The sequence below is a fragment of the Zhongshania aquatica genome, assembly GCF_027257955.1.
GTDB classification, from domain to species: Bacteria; Pseudomonadota; Gammaproteobacteria; order Pseudomonadales; family Spongiibacteraceae; genus Spongiibacter; species Spongiibacter aquatica.
This window is the reverse complement of sequence record NZ_JANZNQ010000003.1, coordinates 152007-168683: the sequence shown is the minus strand read 5'-3', so window position 1 is coordinate 168683 and position 16677 is coordinate 152007. Positions and strand designations below refer to the sequence as shown.

The following is a 16677-nucleotide window of genomic DNA, read 5'->3' as shown; positions in this document are numbered from 1 at the left end:
TATCAGTGTTTTCTGGCGAGACGAGATTGCTGGCGTTTTCTCCAGCGACGAATAACGTTTACTCGCCACAGCACATGTATGCTGGCCGCGCCAACGAGGCCAGAAAGCAGGCCGGTAAGGAAACAGCCGAGGACTAATGGCCGCCATAGATAGGTGAATTCTTCCGCTAGCCACGTCCAAGATAATTCAAAATGGAAGGAATTCGGAGGGATCCCCATCGCCAGCGCGCCGAGTTTATAGGTGAAGTAAAATATTGCAGGCATAGTGACTGGGTTGGTAATCCAAACTAGCATGACCGCGATGGGAAGGTTCGCGCGAAATACAATGGCTGCCAGTGCGGCGAGTAGCATTTGGGTGGGAATTGGCACAAATGCTATGAACAGCCCAAGGAAGAACGCCAAGGTAACCGAGCGTCTATTGAGGTGCCAGAGGTTTGGCTCGTGCAGCAGACTGCCAAAAACACGAACTGAGGGGTGCTCGCGCATTTTTTCGGGCGTTGGAAGCCAGCGTTTTAAGAGTTTACGAGCCATCCGTTCAATTCTAATTTACGATTGTGACAGATAAAAATTAGCGTTCCGTGGTCCGGTAAGGTACGGGCGGCGGCCATTATGCACGGTTCTACCGGGGTACTCCAGCATGTTGTCACGGATGACGGCAGCGATAGTCGGGTTTATTGCGCTCGCGTTTTCACCTGTACTACCAAGCTTTTTTACGATTGCCACTCTAATTGGTTTTGCTTTATCGCTTCATTTTGCTCTGCGCTCGCGCAGCAGTAGTACAATTTTGGCGTTTGTTATTGCACTTTGCTATGCGAGTTTTTACGGACATTGGCGGGTGGCGCAACAACTGCCAATCACGATGAGTGGTGGTGATTTCATCGCTGTGGTGACGGTAAAAACTATTCCAGAACAAAGGCAGGGCTTTTCAACATACTATCGTTTCGACGCAGTCATGTCAGATTTGCGTTGCAGCAATGATCAGTCGGAAAATGCCTGCATTATTCCAGATTCATATCTTCGGCGCGGTCTAATTCAGTTGAATTGGTACGACGAATCACCGCCTCAGCTCGGTGATGTGTTTCTCGGCACACTGCGTCTTCGTCGGCCTCATGGTTATCAGTCTCCCGGGGCGTTTGATTACGGTAGGTGGATGTTTGCCAGCGGCTATTCCGCCGCCGGTTATGTTCGTAATGTGGGTCAGCTTGACTATTTGCAGCGCCAGTCTGCGTTGCCTACCTTCGGACTACGTCAACATCTGCTTGCGCGTTTGGCCGAGGAATTAAAAGTATATCGGCACAACAATATAATGAAAGCGCTGCTGTTTGCCGATCGAAGTGGTATTGATCGTCAGCAATGGCAGATTTTTTCACGCACCGGAACGAGCCATTTAATGGCAATCTCTGGTATGCATATTGGTATTGTACTGGCGTGGGGCTTCTTGTTCGGACGCTTCATTGGCGTGTTTTTACCAGGCCGTAACAGTCTTTTTATCGGCGCGGGTTTGGGTGTGATTTTCGCTACGGGGTACGCCGCCTTGGCTGGGTTTTCCGTCCCGACTCAGCGCGCGTTGGTGATGGCGATAGTGGCGTCATTGGCTTTTTGTATGCGCCGAACGGTGTCCGTCTGGTTGATTTACGCGATGGCGATGTTGTTGGTATTAATCATCGACCCACTGGCACCTCATCGCGCGGGATTTAGTTTGTCCTTTGCTGCGGTTGGTGTATTGCTGTTTGCCCTGCAGGGGCGCCGCTATCGTCATTTTTACTCGGGCATATTTCATTCTCAGTGCTTAGTTTTACTCGGCTTAATGCCTTTACTGATGGTGTGGGGTTATGGCTTAAATCCTATTAGCTTCCCTGTGAACTTAATTGCAATTCCACTCGTCACTATGCTCGTTTTGCCGCTATTGTTTTGCGGACTACTGCTAAATGGCGTTTCAGCAGCTCTCTCAGATCTTTGCTGGCATGCAGCTGACGTGGTTCTGGAAGTGTTGCTGAAGGGGCTGTCATTCGCAGCTGATATTTTTCCACAGCTATTTATTGCTATGTCGCCCATTGGCCTAGTGCTAGGAAGTGTCGCGATATTAGTGATGATGTTGCCGCGTGGTATGCCAGCCAAATGGCTTGCTTTACCCCTGTTGATCGCAATTATGATGGCCCCTATACCGAGACCCCGTGAGGGGAGTGTTTGGGTAACTACATTAGACGTTGGACAGGGCTTGTCGGTTTTGATTGAGACCAAAACAAGAACACTTTTGTACGACGTCGGTCCCGATTTTGATAGTGGTTTTAATACCGCAGATGCAGTGGTCGTACCTGCGTTGCGTCGATTCGGATTAGCAACATTAGATATGCTGGTGCTAAGTCATGCCGACCGCGACCACGCTGGCGCCGCTGATGCTCTGCTAAAAGAAATTGAAGCGGATGAATTGCGGTTAGGAGAGGCGATTGTCGATTTCCCGTATGCCTTACCATGCAATACCTTTAGCGCTTGGGAATGGGACGGCGTGCGCTTTGAGTTTTTACACAATCAGGCTGATGGCTCTGAATTAAATCAATTACGCGGAAACAACGCCTCATGTGTTTTGCAGGTATCAGCCGGTGGTACATCCGTTTTGTTGACAGGAGATATTGAAGATGATGTTGAGCGCTATCTTGTTGCCAGCGGTCAGCCCATAAGAGCAGCGTTGCTCATCGCGCCCCATCATGGAAGTAATACATCTTCGAACATGGAATTTATAAAAGCGGTAGCGCCAGAGCATGTTGTCTTTTCTGCGGGCATGAATAATCACTATGGTCATCCCACTGGCGCTATAACCCAACGCTATCAGCAGGCGGGAGCAAGATGCTGGTCTACGGCCCAGCATGGGTCTATTCGATTTCGCTTGGGTGAAGAGGGTGTTGAACTCGATCGAATATGGGGCGGTAGGCGTTATTACTGGAATGATGGGTCAAGTTCGCCGGATTCTAGCAAGGAAAATTGCAGCAATTTGAATTCAAGGCGTTGATTCACTTCTTACGCTGGCATTCACTACGTATAATGCTCCCACATAAAAATTGAAGGGATTGAATGTGCTGGAATTGGTGAAGGCTGGCGGCTGGCTAATGTTGCCCATTATTGTGTCGTCGATTATCGCGATGGCTATCTGCGTTGATCGCTTTCTTAAACTGAATCCCGATAAAGTCGCGCCCAGAAGCTTACTTAATCAAGTCTGGGGTTGGTTGCAAAATAAACAGCTAGATGCGGAGAAACTGCGGGAATTGCGCAGAGGCTCACCACTGGCACGGATTTTAGCCGCCGGCTTAGCGAATGCGAAACACGGCCGCGAAATAATGAAAGAGAGTATTGAAGATACGGCCTCTCACATAATTCATGATTTGGAACGCTACTTAAACGCTCTGGGCACTATTGCCGCCGTTGCGCCCTTGTTGGGCTTGCTGGGTACGGTTTTAGGTATGATTCGGGTCTTTACTGAAATCATGGTGCAGGGCACAGGAAATGCTGGTGTACTCGCGGGCGGTATATCCGAGGCGCTTATTACCACGGCGTCAGGTCTTTGCGTTGCTATTCCCGCGCTGGTAATGCATCGCTATTTCCTACGTCGAATTGACGAAATCGTGGTCACGATGGAGCAAGACGCGATCAAACTGATTAATGCGATGCACGGCGAAGTCCAAATAAAAGATACGTCGGCAGGGAAAGGGTCGTGAAATTCAAACGGCAGAGGGTAGACGATGGCGGAATAAATTTAACGCCGCTGATCGATGTGGTTTTCTTACTTCTAATATTTTTTATGGTGTCGACAACCTTCACCAAAGAAAGCCGTCTGAACCTTGAACTCCCAAACGCTCAGGGTGAACCTGCGGTGCAAGAAGGAGATGTGTTAGAGGTCGTGGTCGATGCATCTGGGCATTATCGTGTTAATGAACGTCCTCTGGCTGTGCATACCATTGAAGCGTTGATGGCCGCAATGCGTGATGTGGCGACGGAAAATAGTGACTTACCCGTCATTATTACAGCAGATGCAAAAAGCCCTCATCAATCTGTGATTACTGCAATGGATGCAGCCGGAAGACTTGGCTTTGCAAAACTTAGTCTCAGCACCCAAGATCCAGAAACAAATTCTGTTGATCAGTAATTATTAGTATCAGGACACCCCTAGCATTATGAGTAATGATAAGTCGGATCTCGCGATATACGGACGGCTACTAAAGTATGTATTGCCGATGTGGGCGATGTTTTTGTTTAGCGTATTAGGCTTCTCTGTTTTTTCAGGTGTGCAGGTTTTACTTGCCGATATGATGCAGCTAATTGTCGACTATATTGGCGGCAATATGGCGAAAGGCGATGGTGGTCTGTCCGCCAAGTTTATGTGGGCGTTGGGCGGCGATGACTTTGTACTGAGTGATGCGCGTCTTTGGATTGTCGTTATGATGGTCATCCTCGGTGTTGTTCGAGGTCTCGGGTATTTCGCTGGTAACTATTTCATTGCCATCGTCTCGCATAGTTTAGTGCACAACTTGCGGTGCGAGCTTTTTCAAAAAATGCTGTATATGCCCAGCACGTACTATGATCAAAACTCCAGTGGCGTAATGATTTCTAAAATCACCTTTAACGTTGAGCAGGTGACCGGCGCAGCCGTGAATGCGACGAAAGTGGTTTTGCGTGAAGGAACTTTCGCCATTGGTTTAATTATGTTTTTACTTTATAGCAACTGGAAACTCACCATGGTGTTTTTCCTCGCCTTGCCAATCATTGCGTTGATTGTGTACTGGGTAGGCAAACGATTCCGCAAAATAAGTAAAAAGATCCAAAATGCCATGGGTGACGTGAATCAGGTTACCAATGAATCCATAAGTGCTTATCGTGAAATTCGCTTATACGATGGTATCAGTTACGAGAATAAACGCTTTAATGAGGCTAGCAGTCGGAACCGCTCACAGAACATTAAAATGGCGTTTTATAACGCGATTAGCCCGTCCGTTATACAATTTCCGGTTGTACTGGCTACTGGCGTACTCGTTTGGATTGCCCTTGGATTAGGTGGCGAAATGTCACCGGGCGCCTTTGTTGCGTATTTGTCTGCCGCCCTGTTTTTGCCCAAGCCAATGCGTCAACTTGCCGATGTGAGTAGCACTATACAAAAAGGCTTGGCTGCCGCTGAGGATATTTTCGACTTCATCGATACAGATCAAGAAAAAGATACCGGCACCTATGTCAGTGAAACGACCAAGGGCGATATCGAGATAAAGGGCTTGAGTTTCGCCTACGCAGAAGGCGGCGAAAAAGTGTTGCGCGACGTGAGTTTGAGTGTGGGGGCGGGTAAATCTCTGGCACTTGTCGGCTTGTCGGGTTCGGGTAAATCGACATTGGTGAGTTTGATTTCTCGATTTTATGATCATACCGAGGGCGATATTCTTTTAGACGGCGTTGACGTTAGGGATTACACACTTGAAAACCTTCGCGGGAAAATGGCCTTGGTTACCCAGCAGGTCACACTCTTTAACGATACGGTGTTTAATAATATTGCCTACGGGAAAATGGCCGGTTCAAGTCGTGAGCAGGTGAGGGCGGCGGCGGAAGCAGCCCATGCGATTGAATTTATAGACCAATTACCGAATGGTTTAGATACCATGATTGGTGAAGACGGCGTTATGTTGTCGGGTGGCCAGCGCCAGCGCTTAGCGATTGCGAGAGCGTTTTTGAAAGACGCCCCGATACTTATCTTCGACGAAGCAACTTCTGCCTTAGATAATCGAGCTGAAAATCATATTCAGCAAGCGATGGAGCAGGTAATGAAAGGCAGAACGACCATTGTTATTGCGCATCGTCTCTCTACTATTGAGAATGCCGATCATATTGTTGTAATGGAATCGGGACGGGTGATGGAGCAGGGGAATCATCAGGAGTTGCTCGCCCTGAATAAGCGTTATGCTCAACTTTATAACAAGAATTTTGAGGAGCAGTAAATGTCAGTAGAGCAGCGGATTAATGCTGCTTGGTACGGCCGTCCAGCGTGGCTGCTACTGTTATTGCCACTCATGGTCTTGTTTCGCGTCGTTGCTAGTTTACGGCGTTACGTCATTACGTCTCGGTCCTGCGGTGCTCCAGTCATTGTGGTGGGTAATATCAGTGTTGGCGGCAGCGGTAAAACCCCCGCAGTGCTGGCATTGGCTGAGTTTTGCCGGAATCGTGGTTTCCGCGTCGGCATTGTAAGTCGTGGCTACGGCGGTAAAGCGCCATATTATCCCTATCTACTCGATGAAAATTCCACTCCAAGTATGGCAGGCGATGAACCTTGTCTGATATCACGTCGCAGTGGCCTGCCGGTGGCAATTGCCCCAGACCGTCTTGCGGCGGCAACGTTACTTGTTGAACAGCAGCAATGCGACATCATTATTAGCGATGACGGCTTGCAGCATTATCGTTTGGCGCGGGACATCGAAGTTTTATTAGTTGATGGTCAGCGCGGCTTTGGCAATGGCTATTGTTTGCCCGTCGGCCCATTGCGCGAGCCAATTGAGCGAGCGAGCACGGTTGATCTCACCATTATCAATGGTGGCAGCGATACACTCGTGGGTTACACCATGACGCTGACGGGTGACACCGCGCTGAACTTGGTCAGCGGCGAAAAATGCGATTTATGCGATTGGCCGGAGAGTCAGCGACGTATTCACGCTGTGGCAGGTATTGGTAACCCATCACGGTTTTTTACCGCGCTGCGTAACAAGGGATTTGATGTTATTGAGCATCCCTTTGCTGACCACCATGCCTTTAGATCTGTAGACGTGAGTTTTGACGATACTCATCCAGTAATAATGACAGAGAAAGATGCGGTAAAATGCGCGCCATTTGCATTAGAAAATACGTGGTCGCTGCCTGTCGATGCCGATATTGATACGGCATTCTTCGCTGAATTTGCAAAACTACTTGAGCGTCTGCCCGCGCCTTGATCTAATCCAACACTATTAATTCTGCTGACGTAATTTAATTCACGCTAAGCACGACGATTCGCTCGGAGTTTGTATGTCGTACACCGTTATCATTCCCGCCCGCTACGCATCTAGTCGTTTACCTGGCAAACCCCTTATGGATATTGCCGGTAAGCCGATGATTCAGCATGTCTGGGAGCGGGCTAAAGAAAGCGACGCGTCACGGGTGGTGATCGCGACTGAAGACCAGCGGGTTTTCGATGCTTGCCTCGGTTTTGGTGCAGAAGTCGTGATGACTTTGGCGACCCATGAATCTGGCACAGACCGCTTGCAGGAGGTAGTGACAAAGCTTGGTTTGGCAGATGATGCTATTGTTGTAAATGTGCAGGGCGATGAGCCATTAATCCCCAAAGAAGCCATCGGCCAAGTAGCGAACAATCTCGCGCTGAACTCACAGGCGGGCATTGCTACCCTTGGCGAAGCCATTACCGACAAGACAACAGTATTTAATCCCAATGCCGTAAAAGCTGTATCGGACCTCGCAGGCTATGCGCTCTATTTTAGTCGCGCGCCCATGCCGTGGTGCCGAGATGAATGGGCGGATGACCAAGGTAATGGCGATACAAATAGCGAAGATCTGCTGCCGTCGCATGCCCCATTTATGCGGCACATTGGTATCTACGCCTATCGAGTTGGTTTTCTGCATCAGTTCGTCACGTGGCCTATGGGCATGTTAGAGCGTGTTGAAAAACTTGAGCAACTGCGCGCGATGGAAAATGGCGTGCGTATCCACATACAAACGGCCTGTGTTGATATTCCCGGTGGTGTAGACACCGAGGCAGACTTAAATGCCGTGCGAGCCTATTTGGCAGGCAAAGCCTGATGACAACCAAGGTTCTATTTGTGTGTCTAGGTAATATTTGTCGGTCACCGACCGCCCACGGCGTCTTTGAAAAGCTGGTTGCGGATGCAGGTCTGCAAGACAAAATAGAAATCGATTCTGCGGGCACCGGCGACTGGCATATTGGTCGTCCACCGGATGAGCGCACCCAGCGAGCGGCCAAGCAGCGGGGTTACGACTTATCCCATTTGCGCGCGCGTCAGGTAACCGGTGCGGACTTTCACGATTTTGATTACGTATTAGCCATGGACAAGAGCAATCTCAAAGATTTGCGTTCTATGGCAGGTGACAAGTCCAACTGTCATGTTTCACTGTTTTTGGATTTTGCGGAATCGTCGTGGAAGCGAGAAGTGCCCGATCCATATTACGGTGGCGAAGACGGCTTTGAAACGGTGTTGGAGTTAGTTGAAGATGGTGCCCGTGGCCTGTTAGAGACCATCAAAGGTGCCGGAGTCTCGGAGCAGTGAAGTTATTGCAGGATGTAGACTTACGTAGTTTTAATACCTTGGGTATTCCCGCTACTGCCAAGTATTTCGCTGATGTTACCAATATTGAGGAATTGCAGAATGCCTTAGAGTTCGCTCGGGCACGAGGCCAAGCGCCGATTATTCTTGGGGGCGGCAGTAACACGGTCTTTACTGGTGATATAGATAGTCTGCTCATCCGTTTGGCAATGCGTGGAATCGCGTGTTCAGTGGATGGCAATGACAGAATTGTCGAAGCTGCGGCTGGCGAAAATTGGAATGAACTGGTGTGCTATTGCCTTGCTCAGGGGTGGTACGGTTTGGAAAATTTGATTTCTATTCCCGGTTCGGTCGGCGCTGCGCCCATTCAGAATATAGGCGCCTATGGCGTCGAGCTTTCTAACGTACTTGAGTCGGTGTCCGGCTGGGATTGTCAGCATGGTGTCATTCGAAGATTAAGCGCGGAAGATTGCGAGCTAGGCTACCGCGATAGCGTGTTTAAGCATGCCCTCAAAGACCGTTTTATTATTACCTCCGTGTCTCTGCGTTTAAGTGTTATTCCCAAACCTGAATTGAGTTATCCGGCCCTTCGGGCTGAGTTGACGGATGCAGAGCGCGCAACACCAGAGCAGATAGCAGAGACCGTCGCTGCGATTCGTGCTCAAAAGTTACCTGATTATCGCCGTGATCCGAACGCCGGTAGTTTCTTTAAAAACCCCCTGATCTCTGCAGAAAAAGCGAGCGATTTACTCAGGCAGTATCCCGCTTTGGCGCATTGGCAAATGCCAAATGGTCAGGTGAAGCTTGCCGCAGCGTGGTTGGTTGATCAATCTGGTTGGAAAGGGCGGCGCGCCGATGGTGTGGGTATTCATCCGAATCAGGCGATTGTGCTCGTGAATTACGATGGCCGCAGTGGCGCAGATATTTTGCATTTTGCCGCGCAGATTCAAGCCGATGTGTTTGCCAATTACGGTGTGAATTTAGAAATAGAACCCCGGGTTTACTGATGTTTGCGGGTGTTCAACATATCCCATTGGAAGGCGGTGGTCTAGATTATTATTCTGAATACGTGCCACACCCAGAGGTACTTTTTGCCGCGCTTCGTGACGGCATCAACTGGCAGCAACCATTAGTTACGGTTTATGGCCGCCAACATGTCACGCCTCGCTTGGTGAGTTTTGTCGGTAATCCCGGTTTACGTTATCAATATAGTGGACTAAGTCATGCCACCGAGCCTTGGCCTGACTCGCTACAATGCCTAAGGGATCAGGTACAGCGCGATACCGCTTACGATTTTAATTGCGCGCTATTAAATTATTACCGCGACGGCAATGACTGTATGGGTTATCACAGCGATGATGAACCTGAGTTGGGAGTGTCACCCTGTATCGCCTCTGTCAGTTTGGGGGCGGAGCGCGACTTTTGTTTTAAGCCAAAAGTCGGCGGGGGTAAAATGCAGAAGCTTTGTCTTGGTTCGGGGTCACTGCTTGTGATGTTGCCCCCAACACAGCAGCACTGGCAGCATGCCTTGCCGGTACGTCGTGGTGTGGTCCAAGGGCGCATTAATATCACTTTTAGAAACTTAGTGACTACTGGCAATGAATTAGCGTCTAGCGAGATAAAATAAGCCTCAGTAGGCTGGTTAGCTTATGTTCACAATGGTATCGTTTGGTCATTCTTTGTGGGGTTGTACATGATCACAGTGTTAGTGGCCGATGATCACGCTATGGTGCGTGCCGGAATAGTCCGTATGTTAGACGATGCGGATGGTATTTCGGTTATTGCCCAAGCCGCTAGCGGCGAGGAGGCGATTAGCTGCTGCCGTACTCTCCGTCCCCATGTGGTGTTAATGGATGTGCGTATGCCAGGCATTGGTGGGCTTGAAGCGACGCGTAAATTAAAACAAATCTCACCTGACACCCGCGTTATCGCACTCAGCGCTTATGATCAAGAGCCTATGCCGAGTTTATTACTCAAAGCCGGCGCCTCAGCCTATGTTACCAAAGGCGCGTCGGAGCAGGAGATGGTGCTCGCGGTTCGTCAAGTAGCCAAAGGGCAGCGCTATATAAGTCCTTGTGTTGCTCAAGCTATGGCGTTAAAGCAGTTGAATGGTGGTGAGGGATCGCCCTTTGGCTCACTCTCAGAGCGAGAGATGCAAATTAGCCTGATGATAGCCAACTGCCAAAAGGTGCAAGACATCGCTGATAATCTGCATATTTCAGCTAAGACTGTAAATAGCTACCGCTACCGCGTTTTTGAAAAATTAGATATTAGCGGCGATGTTGAGCTGACGTTGTTGGCGATGCGGCATGGTCTAATAGACGCCCCAGAAGCCTAGTCGGCAGCCTACGATAGTTATGAGCAGTAAACATACAAAAGCTAGCAGCGCCGCCGTCGACTCTGCCCTAGCGGTGTTTGATTCCAAGACTTTCCTAAAAAATGTCACCGCGAAAGCCGGCGTTTACGTCATGCTGAATACCAAGGCGGAAGTGCTTTATGTGGGGAAGGCCAAGAATCTCCGTAATCGATTAAGCAGCTATTTTCGCGCCAGTGGACTTACCAGTAAAACGGTTGCTTTGGTTTCACGAATTCAGCAGATTGAAGTGACAGTGACCGCCAGTGAGCGGGAAGCGTTACTGCTCGAGCAAAATCTCATTAAGCAGTACAAGCCGCCCTATAACATCCTGCTGCGTGACGACAAATCTTACCCCTATATATACTTGAGCACCGATCACAAGCATCCCCGTCTTAGTATTCATCGTGGCACTAAAAAAGGTAAGGGCACTTATTTTGGACCTTACCCAAGTGCCTCGGCGGTGCGGGAAAGCTTGAGTTGGCTGCAGAAAGTGTTTCGGGTTCGTCAGTGTGAAGATAGCTATTATCGGGGTAGGAGTCGACCATGCCTGCAATACCAAATTGGCCGCTGTTCCGCACCCTGTGTTAGTGCTATTACTGATGAAGAATATGCTTTAGATGTACATCATACTCAATTGTTTTTACAGGGAAAGAGTGGGGAGATTAGCCGGGAGTTGGCCGACGAAATGGAGCGCTGTGCTGGCCAGTTAGAATTTGAAAAAGCCGCCGAACTCAGAGACCGGATTGGTCATTTGCAGCAGGTTCAGGCCAGCCAATGTATAGAGGGCGAGACCGGCGATATCGATATTGTTGCTGGGGTGATGGATGGCGGTTTGGTCTGCGTGCAGCTGCTTTGCGTTCGCGGTGGGCGGGTGTTGGGCAGTCGGAGTTACTTCCCCAAAAGTCAGCTTGAAGAGCCCTTGGTATCTCAACTCGAAGCCTTCGTTGCTCAGCACTATTTAATTGGCACCGGTGGTGTCGACATGCCTCGGGAGATAGTTACCAATATTGCCCTTGATGATGCAGCATTGCTCGCCGGTGGCTTGAGCGAGCAAGCTGGGCGGCTGGTGAGTATCAGTCACAATGTGCGCAGCCATCGCGCGAAATGGCTGAGTTTGGCGATGACGGCGGCAGAACAAAATCTGGCAAACCGCATCGCGTCGTCGGCGAGTACTTTAAAGCGGTTTAAAGCGCTGCAGGCGGTATTAGAGTTAGAAGCTAAGCCTGAGCGCATGGAGTGCTTCGACATCAGTCATAGCAGTGGTGAGGCAACGGTGGCGTCCTGTGTGGTATTTGATGGCAATGGCCCACTGAAATCCGATTACCGAAAAATGAATATCGATGGCATTGCTGGGGGGGATGACTACGCCGCGATGCATCAGGCCCTCAGCCGCCGCTACAAACGCATAAAAGCGGGCGAAATCGTTATGCCGGATATTTTATTTATTGATGGCGGCAAAGGGCAGCTTACTCAGGCTAAGCAGGTGATGGCCGAGCTGGGTATTGAAGGCTTGTTTATGGTGGGTGTCGCCAAGGGTTCAGATCGGCGAGCAGGCCTTGAAGTGTTGATTCGTGGTGATAATGGCCGCGAGATTAACCTGCCAGACAATAGCCCGGCGCTGCATCTTATTCAGCATATCCGAGATGAGTCCCACCGTTTCGCCATTACCGGCCATAAAGCCCGCCGAGACAAAGCGCGAAAACAGTCTACCCTTGAAGAAATCCCCGGTGTTGGTGCCAAGCGACGTCGAGAGCTACTGCGGCATTTTGGTGGTTTGCAGGGCGTACGTCAGGCAAGTGTGGAAGATTTGCGACGGGTGCCGGGTATTAGTGAGAAAATTGCACTTCAAATCCATGAAGGCCTGCGCAGTGCCTAGAAAACGAATAGAATAGGTACGACTAACGCAATGAGATCTTTATGAATATTCCAAATTCGCTAACTTTGTTCCGGATTGTTCTTATTCCGGTGCTCGTCGCGTTATTTTATTGGCCCGAAGCTCACACCTATTTTTTAACTGCAGTGGTGTTTGCGGTAGCTGCAGTGACTGATTGGCTCGACGGCTATTTAGCTCGTAAGTTAGGGCAAAGTACGCCGCTCGGCGCGTTTCTTGATCCAGTGGCTGACAAGCTCATGGTCGCGGTAGCTCTGGCGTTGCTAATCGAGCGCTATGACGCAGCGTGGTTTACTATTCCCGCCGTGATCATTATTGGTCGCGAAATTGTGATTTCAGCATTACGTGAGTGGATGGCGGAATTGGGTAAACGCACAAGCGTGGCCGTTTCGTATTTAGGAAAAGTCAAAACGACCGCGCAAATGGTGGCCATTTTTGGTTGGCTACTAGTGTCGCCAGAAAGCAACGGAATGTTGTACAACGCCAATATTGTGTTGCTTTACACAGCGGCATTGCTCACTTTATGGTCAATGGTGATATATCTACATGCTGCATGGCCAGATTTGCGTGAGACGTCCGGTGATTAGAAAAAAATTGCGTTAAATCAGCGACTTTCCTTGACAGGAAATTATCTCTCACTAGAATAGGCGCCTTCTTGAAGCACAGCTCAATGTTGTTATTCAGGCTTGATAGATCAAGTAAAAAGTCTAGATATAGTGCGACGCGGGAATAGCTCAGTTGGTAGAGCGCAACCTTGCCAAGGTTGAGGTCGGGAGTTCGAGCCTCCTTTCCCGCTCCAATATATCATTGCAAAGTAGATCTTCTGCATTGCAGCTTTCGCATTGACAGCGATAGCAGAATTCAAGCCCGTAGCTTCTACGGCGGAATAGAACAAGGCCGGTAATCAACCGGTGTACACGTGAGCAGTGTACAAAAAGTGATTTTAGGCGCGGTGGCAGAGTGGTCATGCAGCGGACTGCAACTCCGTGTACGCCGGTTCGATTCCGACCCGCGCCTCCATTTTAAAGCGATGTTAAGCGATCTTTTAACCCCCACCCAAACAAAATCCCAATATAGTTACTTCGTTTGTTATTTCCAAGGTCTCCGCTAATAACAAGTGCCTTGTCCATGTGCGCTGTTACGTAATCCCACTAGGTAAATCCCTTACTCTGTTACTGAGCGTTAACCGATAAGCTAGTTGTTGGCATTAATGTGCTGGATTTTCGCGGGGTGGTATGACTAAATTTAAAAGATACTTGATAGCGATTGTAGATGTCGCGCTGATTGCAGTTGCATTCGGTGGGCTGCTTTTTGCGTGTAGTAATCAAGAATCCGGCCGTCAGTCTGCCATGCAGGAATCGGCAATCATACAGCGCGTTGTCTATCAGAAGCCCTTAGATGCATTCATCGGCTTTGATCCTGCTTTGTGGCAGAAAGCCCTAAAAAACCCTGATTACTTTACGGATGGTGACGACGGGCTGCTGCTTGACGTTCGATACTGGGAAGAAGCAACCGATGTTGTCGTTAAAAAGATCCTACAGTTAGGTGCGCACGTAGACTATATTAATCCTACAAATCAGCGAATTTTTGTCTGGGTAAAAAATCCTGCACAATTGGCAGGCTTAGCTAAAATCAATGGAGTGAGTGCGGTATCTATTAGCCGTTTTGCGCCGAAGATGCATACAGCGATAAGGGTTTTCGATGAGCTTCAAAAATAAACTGGCAGTGCTTTCCTATGCTTCTCTACTCATCACGCACACTGAATTAAGTCTTGCAGAGCAAAATATTAAGCAGGCGGCAGCAATAAGTAGACCAGCTGTCGCTAAATTCGATAGTCATTTGCAAGGTTTGTTGTCGGTGGCAGAGAGTAGCGAGTTAAATCGTGTGTCTACAAGTAGTGAGGGCCCGCTGCAAACGCGTCTTGCTAAAGACATGAGTTCAAAGGGTGTGCCAGTTGAGTTGTTTTTAGTGACCGCGAAGGGATTGCGTCAGTTTTTAAATGAGCAGGGCATTCTCCTGCGATTTTTGTCAAAAGAAGAGACTAGAGCAACGGTGTTAGTGCGTGGCACTCAGGATTTGGTGGCCCTATCAGATAACGTCAATATTAGTGAAGTACGGTATTTGCCACCGCCGTTGGTAAGGGTGGGGTCAGTTACAAGCAGGGCCGGTAAGGCAATGCGCGCTGATGCGGCGGCAAGCACACTCAGCGTGACAGGTAGTGGTCAGACCATTGGTATTGTATCCGACAGTTTTGCGCAGACCGCTGCCGTGCGCGATGGGAATACCACGCCAGCCAAGTTTGTTGCTGGCCAGTTGCAGGGAAGTCGGCAGCAGGACAACGGCGATCTGCCAGATTCGGTAAGTATATTGCGAGACGATGTGGCTGACGGAACTGACGAAGGGGCAGCGATGGCCGAGTTAATTCACGACGTTGCGCCGGGTTCACCGCTGATTTTTCATGCTGCAGGCCAAAGCCGTGCTGAAATGGCGGACGCCATCAGTAAGCTATGTGAGCCTGGGCGCGCTGATATTGTCGTAGACGATATTCTATTCCTTAATGAAAGTGTTTATCAGGATGACGTGCCGGCCTTGGCGGCCACGGCATGCGTCAATTCAGGTAAACCCTATTTATCGGCGGCGGGCAACGACGGCAATCAGGCCTATCGCTATGTTTATAAAGACTCGATAACAGCGGTTGACGAAGCAGGCTTAAGTCCCTTCCCGACAGGTAATGATTTACATAATTGGAGCGCAAACGGAAGCGATCCATTTTTAGCAATTACCATTCCCGCTAACGCCACAGTGTTTGTGGTGCTAAATTGGAATCAACCGTATAACTCCATTAGTCCGGGCGCTGGTTCGCAAATAGATCTAGATTTGTATGCAACGACCGTGGAAAGTTTGGCGGCACTCAATCCTGCGTCAGCGAACTTTTATGCGCGGGGTAGCAATGAGCAGGGTGTAACCGGTGCCCCAAAGGGTGATGCCTCGGAGATAGTGACACTGGAGTCTGGTTCATCGAGCAAGACATTTTATCTAGCCGTTGAGCATTTCGATGGCAGTCAGGGTGATATACCTCAGCAAGCAGGCGTGCCATTAGAATTCAGAATTTTATTTACCGGCGATCAAGTGACGAGCGTTGAATACCCCTACAACGGCGTAGCCGTTTGGGGGCACTCGATGGCACAGGGAGTAGCAGGGGTTGCTGCTGTAGCGTGGTGGGAGTCACCAGAGTATCGGCCAGAAGGCTACGACAGCATAGAGATTGATCCAGAAGCCTTTAGCTCCCGGGGTGGAAACCAAACTCTGCAATTCGATAGCAATGGCCAGTACATGACGCAAACCCGGTCGACGCCCCAATTTGCGGCGATAGACGGTAATAACAACACTGTTCTGGGTAATGATGTTGCCGCGCCGGAGGACGGAGAGCTGGACGGAATCTTTAATTTTTACGGGACCTCTGCAGCCGCGCCAAATGCGGCCGCCGTCTTTGCACTTTTGAAAGAAGCCTATCCTACCGCGACACCCGCGCAATTAATTGCTGCGGTGCAAAACACGGCTATCGATATAAAGGGGCAGCGAGCAAATATAGGAATGGATGATGTCACCGGCAGTGGCTTGATCAACGCTGAGGCAGCGGCGGGTGCGCTGGCGACAGCCGTTGGAGCCGATCCCGTGCCAGTGACACCGCAACCGTCCTCAGGTGGCGGGGGTGGCGGTGGAGGAGGCGCATGCTTTATTGCTACCGCTGCTTACGGGAGCTACTTGGCACCGGACGTTAAAATTCTGCGGGATTTTCGCGACAAAGTATTGCTGCCGTATAAGTGGGGGCAGAAGTTTGTGGCCGCGTATTATCATTACTCACCACCTATCGCAGACCGTATTGCAAGCTCCGAGTCACTGCGCCTAGTTACTCGGATCGGGCTAAGTCCCTTGGTGTATGGATTAAAATATCCCTTAGCTGCAATGCTGTTATTAGGCTCTGCACTGCTTATTTCAATACGTCGCCGTTATTCGCGCCAAGCTTTGCAGTGTAAAGTAGTAACTTAATCAGTAATTAACTGCTCTAAGCCGTTGATTTTTTTGGGTGGTATAAGTAGACTGCGAACGCTTTTTAGCACTACCGCATAAGCA

The 16677-nt window shown here is 49.6% G+C and carries 15 protein-coding genes and 2 tRNA genes; 16 read left to right on the top strand and 1 reads right to left on the bottom strand.

What is annotated here, in order from left to right; translation table 11 throughout:
• Positions 1–2: 2 nt before the first annotated feature.
• Positions 3–530 (bottom strand): DUF2062 domain-containing protein, encoded by a 528-nt coding sequence (locus tag O9X78_RS04145; RefSeq protein ID WP_269618349.1) that lies wholly within the window; start codon positions 528–530, stop codon positions 3–5.
• Between the two features lie 106 nt (positions 531–636).
• Between O9X78_RS04145 and O9X78_RS04140 the strand changes: the two genes are divergently transcribed.
• The 16 genes from O9X78_RS04140 to O9X78_RS04065 all read left to right on the top strand — a co-directional run bounded on the left by O9X78_RS04140 (position 637) and on the right by O9X78_RS04065 (position 16593).
• Positions 637–3006 (top strand): DNA internalization-related competence protein ComEC/Rec2, encoded by a 2370-nt coding sequence (locus O9X78_RS04140; RefSeq protein WP_269618348.1) that lies wholly within the window; start codon positions 637–639, stop codon positions 3004–3006.
• Between the two features lie 64 nt (positions 3007–3070).
• Entirely contained in the window at positions 3071–3709 is a 639-nt protein-coding gene (locus tag O9X78_RS04135) for a MotA/TolQ/ExbB proton channel family protein (protein ID WP_269618347.1), read from the top strand.
• Positions 3706–4137, top strand: a complete 432-nt coding sequence (locus tag O9X78_RS04130; protein WP_269618346.1) for an ExbD/TolR family protein — start codon at positions 3706–3708, stop codon at positions 4135–4137. The genes O9X78_RS04135 and O9X78_RS04130 overlap by 4 nt, the downstream gene beginning before the upstream one ends.
• A gap of 28 nt (positions 4138–4165) precedes the next feature.
• The gene (gene msbA / locus O9X78_RS04125; protein ID WP_269618345.1) at positions 4166–5968 is read left to right on the top strand and encodes a lipid A export permease/ATP-binding protein MsbA; all 1803 of its coding nucleotides are present in this window, start codon (positions 4166–4168) and stop codon (positions 5966–5968) included.
• The gene (lpxK, locus tag O9X78_RS04120; protein WP_269618344.1) at positions 5969–6952 is read left to right on the top strand and encodes a tetraacyldisaccharide 4'-kinase; all 984 of its coding nucleotides are present in this window, start codon (positions 5969–5971) and stop codon (positions 6950–6952) included.
• 73 nt (positions 6953–7025) lie between these two features.
• A complete protein-coding gene (gene kdsB / locus O9X78_RS04115) occupies positions 7026–7814 on the top strand; it encodes a 3-deoxy-manno-octulosonate cytidylyltransferase (protein WP_269618343.1) in 789 nt (262 codons plus the stop codon).
• Positions 7814–8299, top strand: a complete 486-nt coding sequence (locus O9X78_RS04110; RefSeq protein ID WP_269618342.1) for a low molecular weight protein-tyrosine-phosphatase — start codon at positions 7814–7816, stop codon at positions 8297–8299. Before kdsB ends, O9X78_RS04110 begins: the two co-directional genes overlap by 1 nt.
• Positions 8296–9303, top strand: a complete 1008-nt coding sequence (murB, locus tag O9X78_RS04105) for a UDP-N-acetylmuramate dehydrogenase (RefSeq protein WP_269618341.1) — start codon at positions 8296–8298, stop codon at positions 9301–9303. Before O9X78_RS04110 ends, murB begins: the two co-directional genes overlap by 4 nt.
• Positions 9303–9923 (top strand): alpha-ketoglutarate-dependent dioxygenase AlkB family protein, encoded by a 621-nt coding sequence (locus O9X78_RS04100; RefSeq protein ID WP_269618340.1) that lies wholly within the window; start codon positions 9303–9305, stop codon positions 9921–9923. Before murB ends, O9X78_RS04100 begins: the two co-directional genes overlap by 1 nt.
• A 66-nt stretch (positions 9924–9989) precedes the next feature.
• The gene (gene uvrY, locus O9X78_RS04095) at positions 9990–10634 is read left to right on the top strand and encodes a UvrY/SirA/GacA family response regulator transcription factor (RefSeq protein ID WP_269618339.1); all 645 of its coding nucleotides are present in this window, start codon (positions 9990–9992) and stop codon (positions 10632–10634) included.
• Between the two features lie 19 nt (positions 10635–10653).
• Positions 10654–12528 (top strand): excinuclease ABC subunit UvrC, encoded by a 1875-nt coding sequence (gene uvrC / locus O9X78_RS04090; protein WP_269618338.1) that lies wholly within the window; start codon positions 10654–10656, stop codon positions 12526–12528.
• 41 nt (positions 12529–12569) lie between these two features.
• Positions 12570–13130, top strand: coding sequence for a CDP-diacylglycerol--glycerol-3-phosphate 3-phosphatidyltransferase (pgsA, locus tag O9X78_RS04085; RefSeq protein ID WP_269618337.1), 561 nt, complete (start codon positions 12570–12572; stop codon positions 13128–13130).
• A 136-nt stretch (positions 13131–13266) separates the two neighbouring features.
• Positions 13267–13342, top strand: a tRNA-Gly gene (locus O9X78_RS04080).
• Between the two features lie 147 nt (positions 13343–13489).
• Positions 13490–13563, top strand: a tRNA-Cys gene (locus O9X78_RS04075).
• 215 nt (positions 13564–13778) lie between these two features.
• The gene (locus tag O9X78_RS04070; RefSeq protein WP_269618336.1) at positions 13779–14261 is read left to right on the top strand and encodes a hypothetical protein; all 483 of its coding nucleotides are present in this window, start codon (positions 13779–13781) and stop codon (positions 14259–14261) included.
• The gene (locus tag O9X78_RS04065) at positions 14245–16593 is read left to right on the top strand and encodes a CFI-box-CTERM domain-containing protein (RefSeq protein ID WP_269618335.1); all 2349 of its coding nucleotides are present in this window, start codon (positions 14245–14247) and stop codon (positions 16591–16593) included. Before O9X78_RS04070 ends, O9X78_RS04065 begins: the two co-directional genes overlap by 17 nt.
• Positions 16594–16677: the final 84 nt, after the last annotated feature.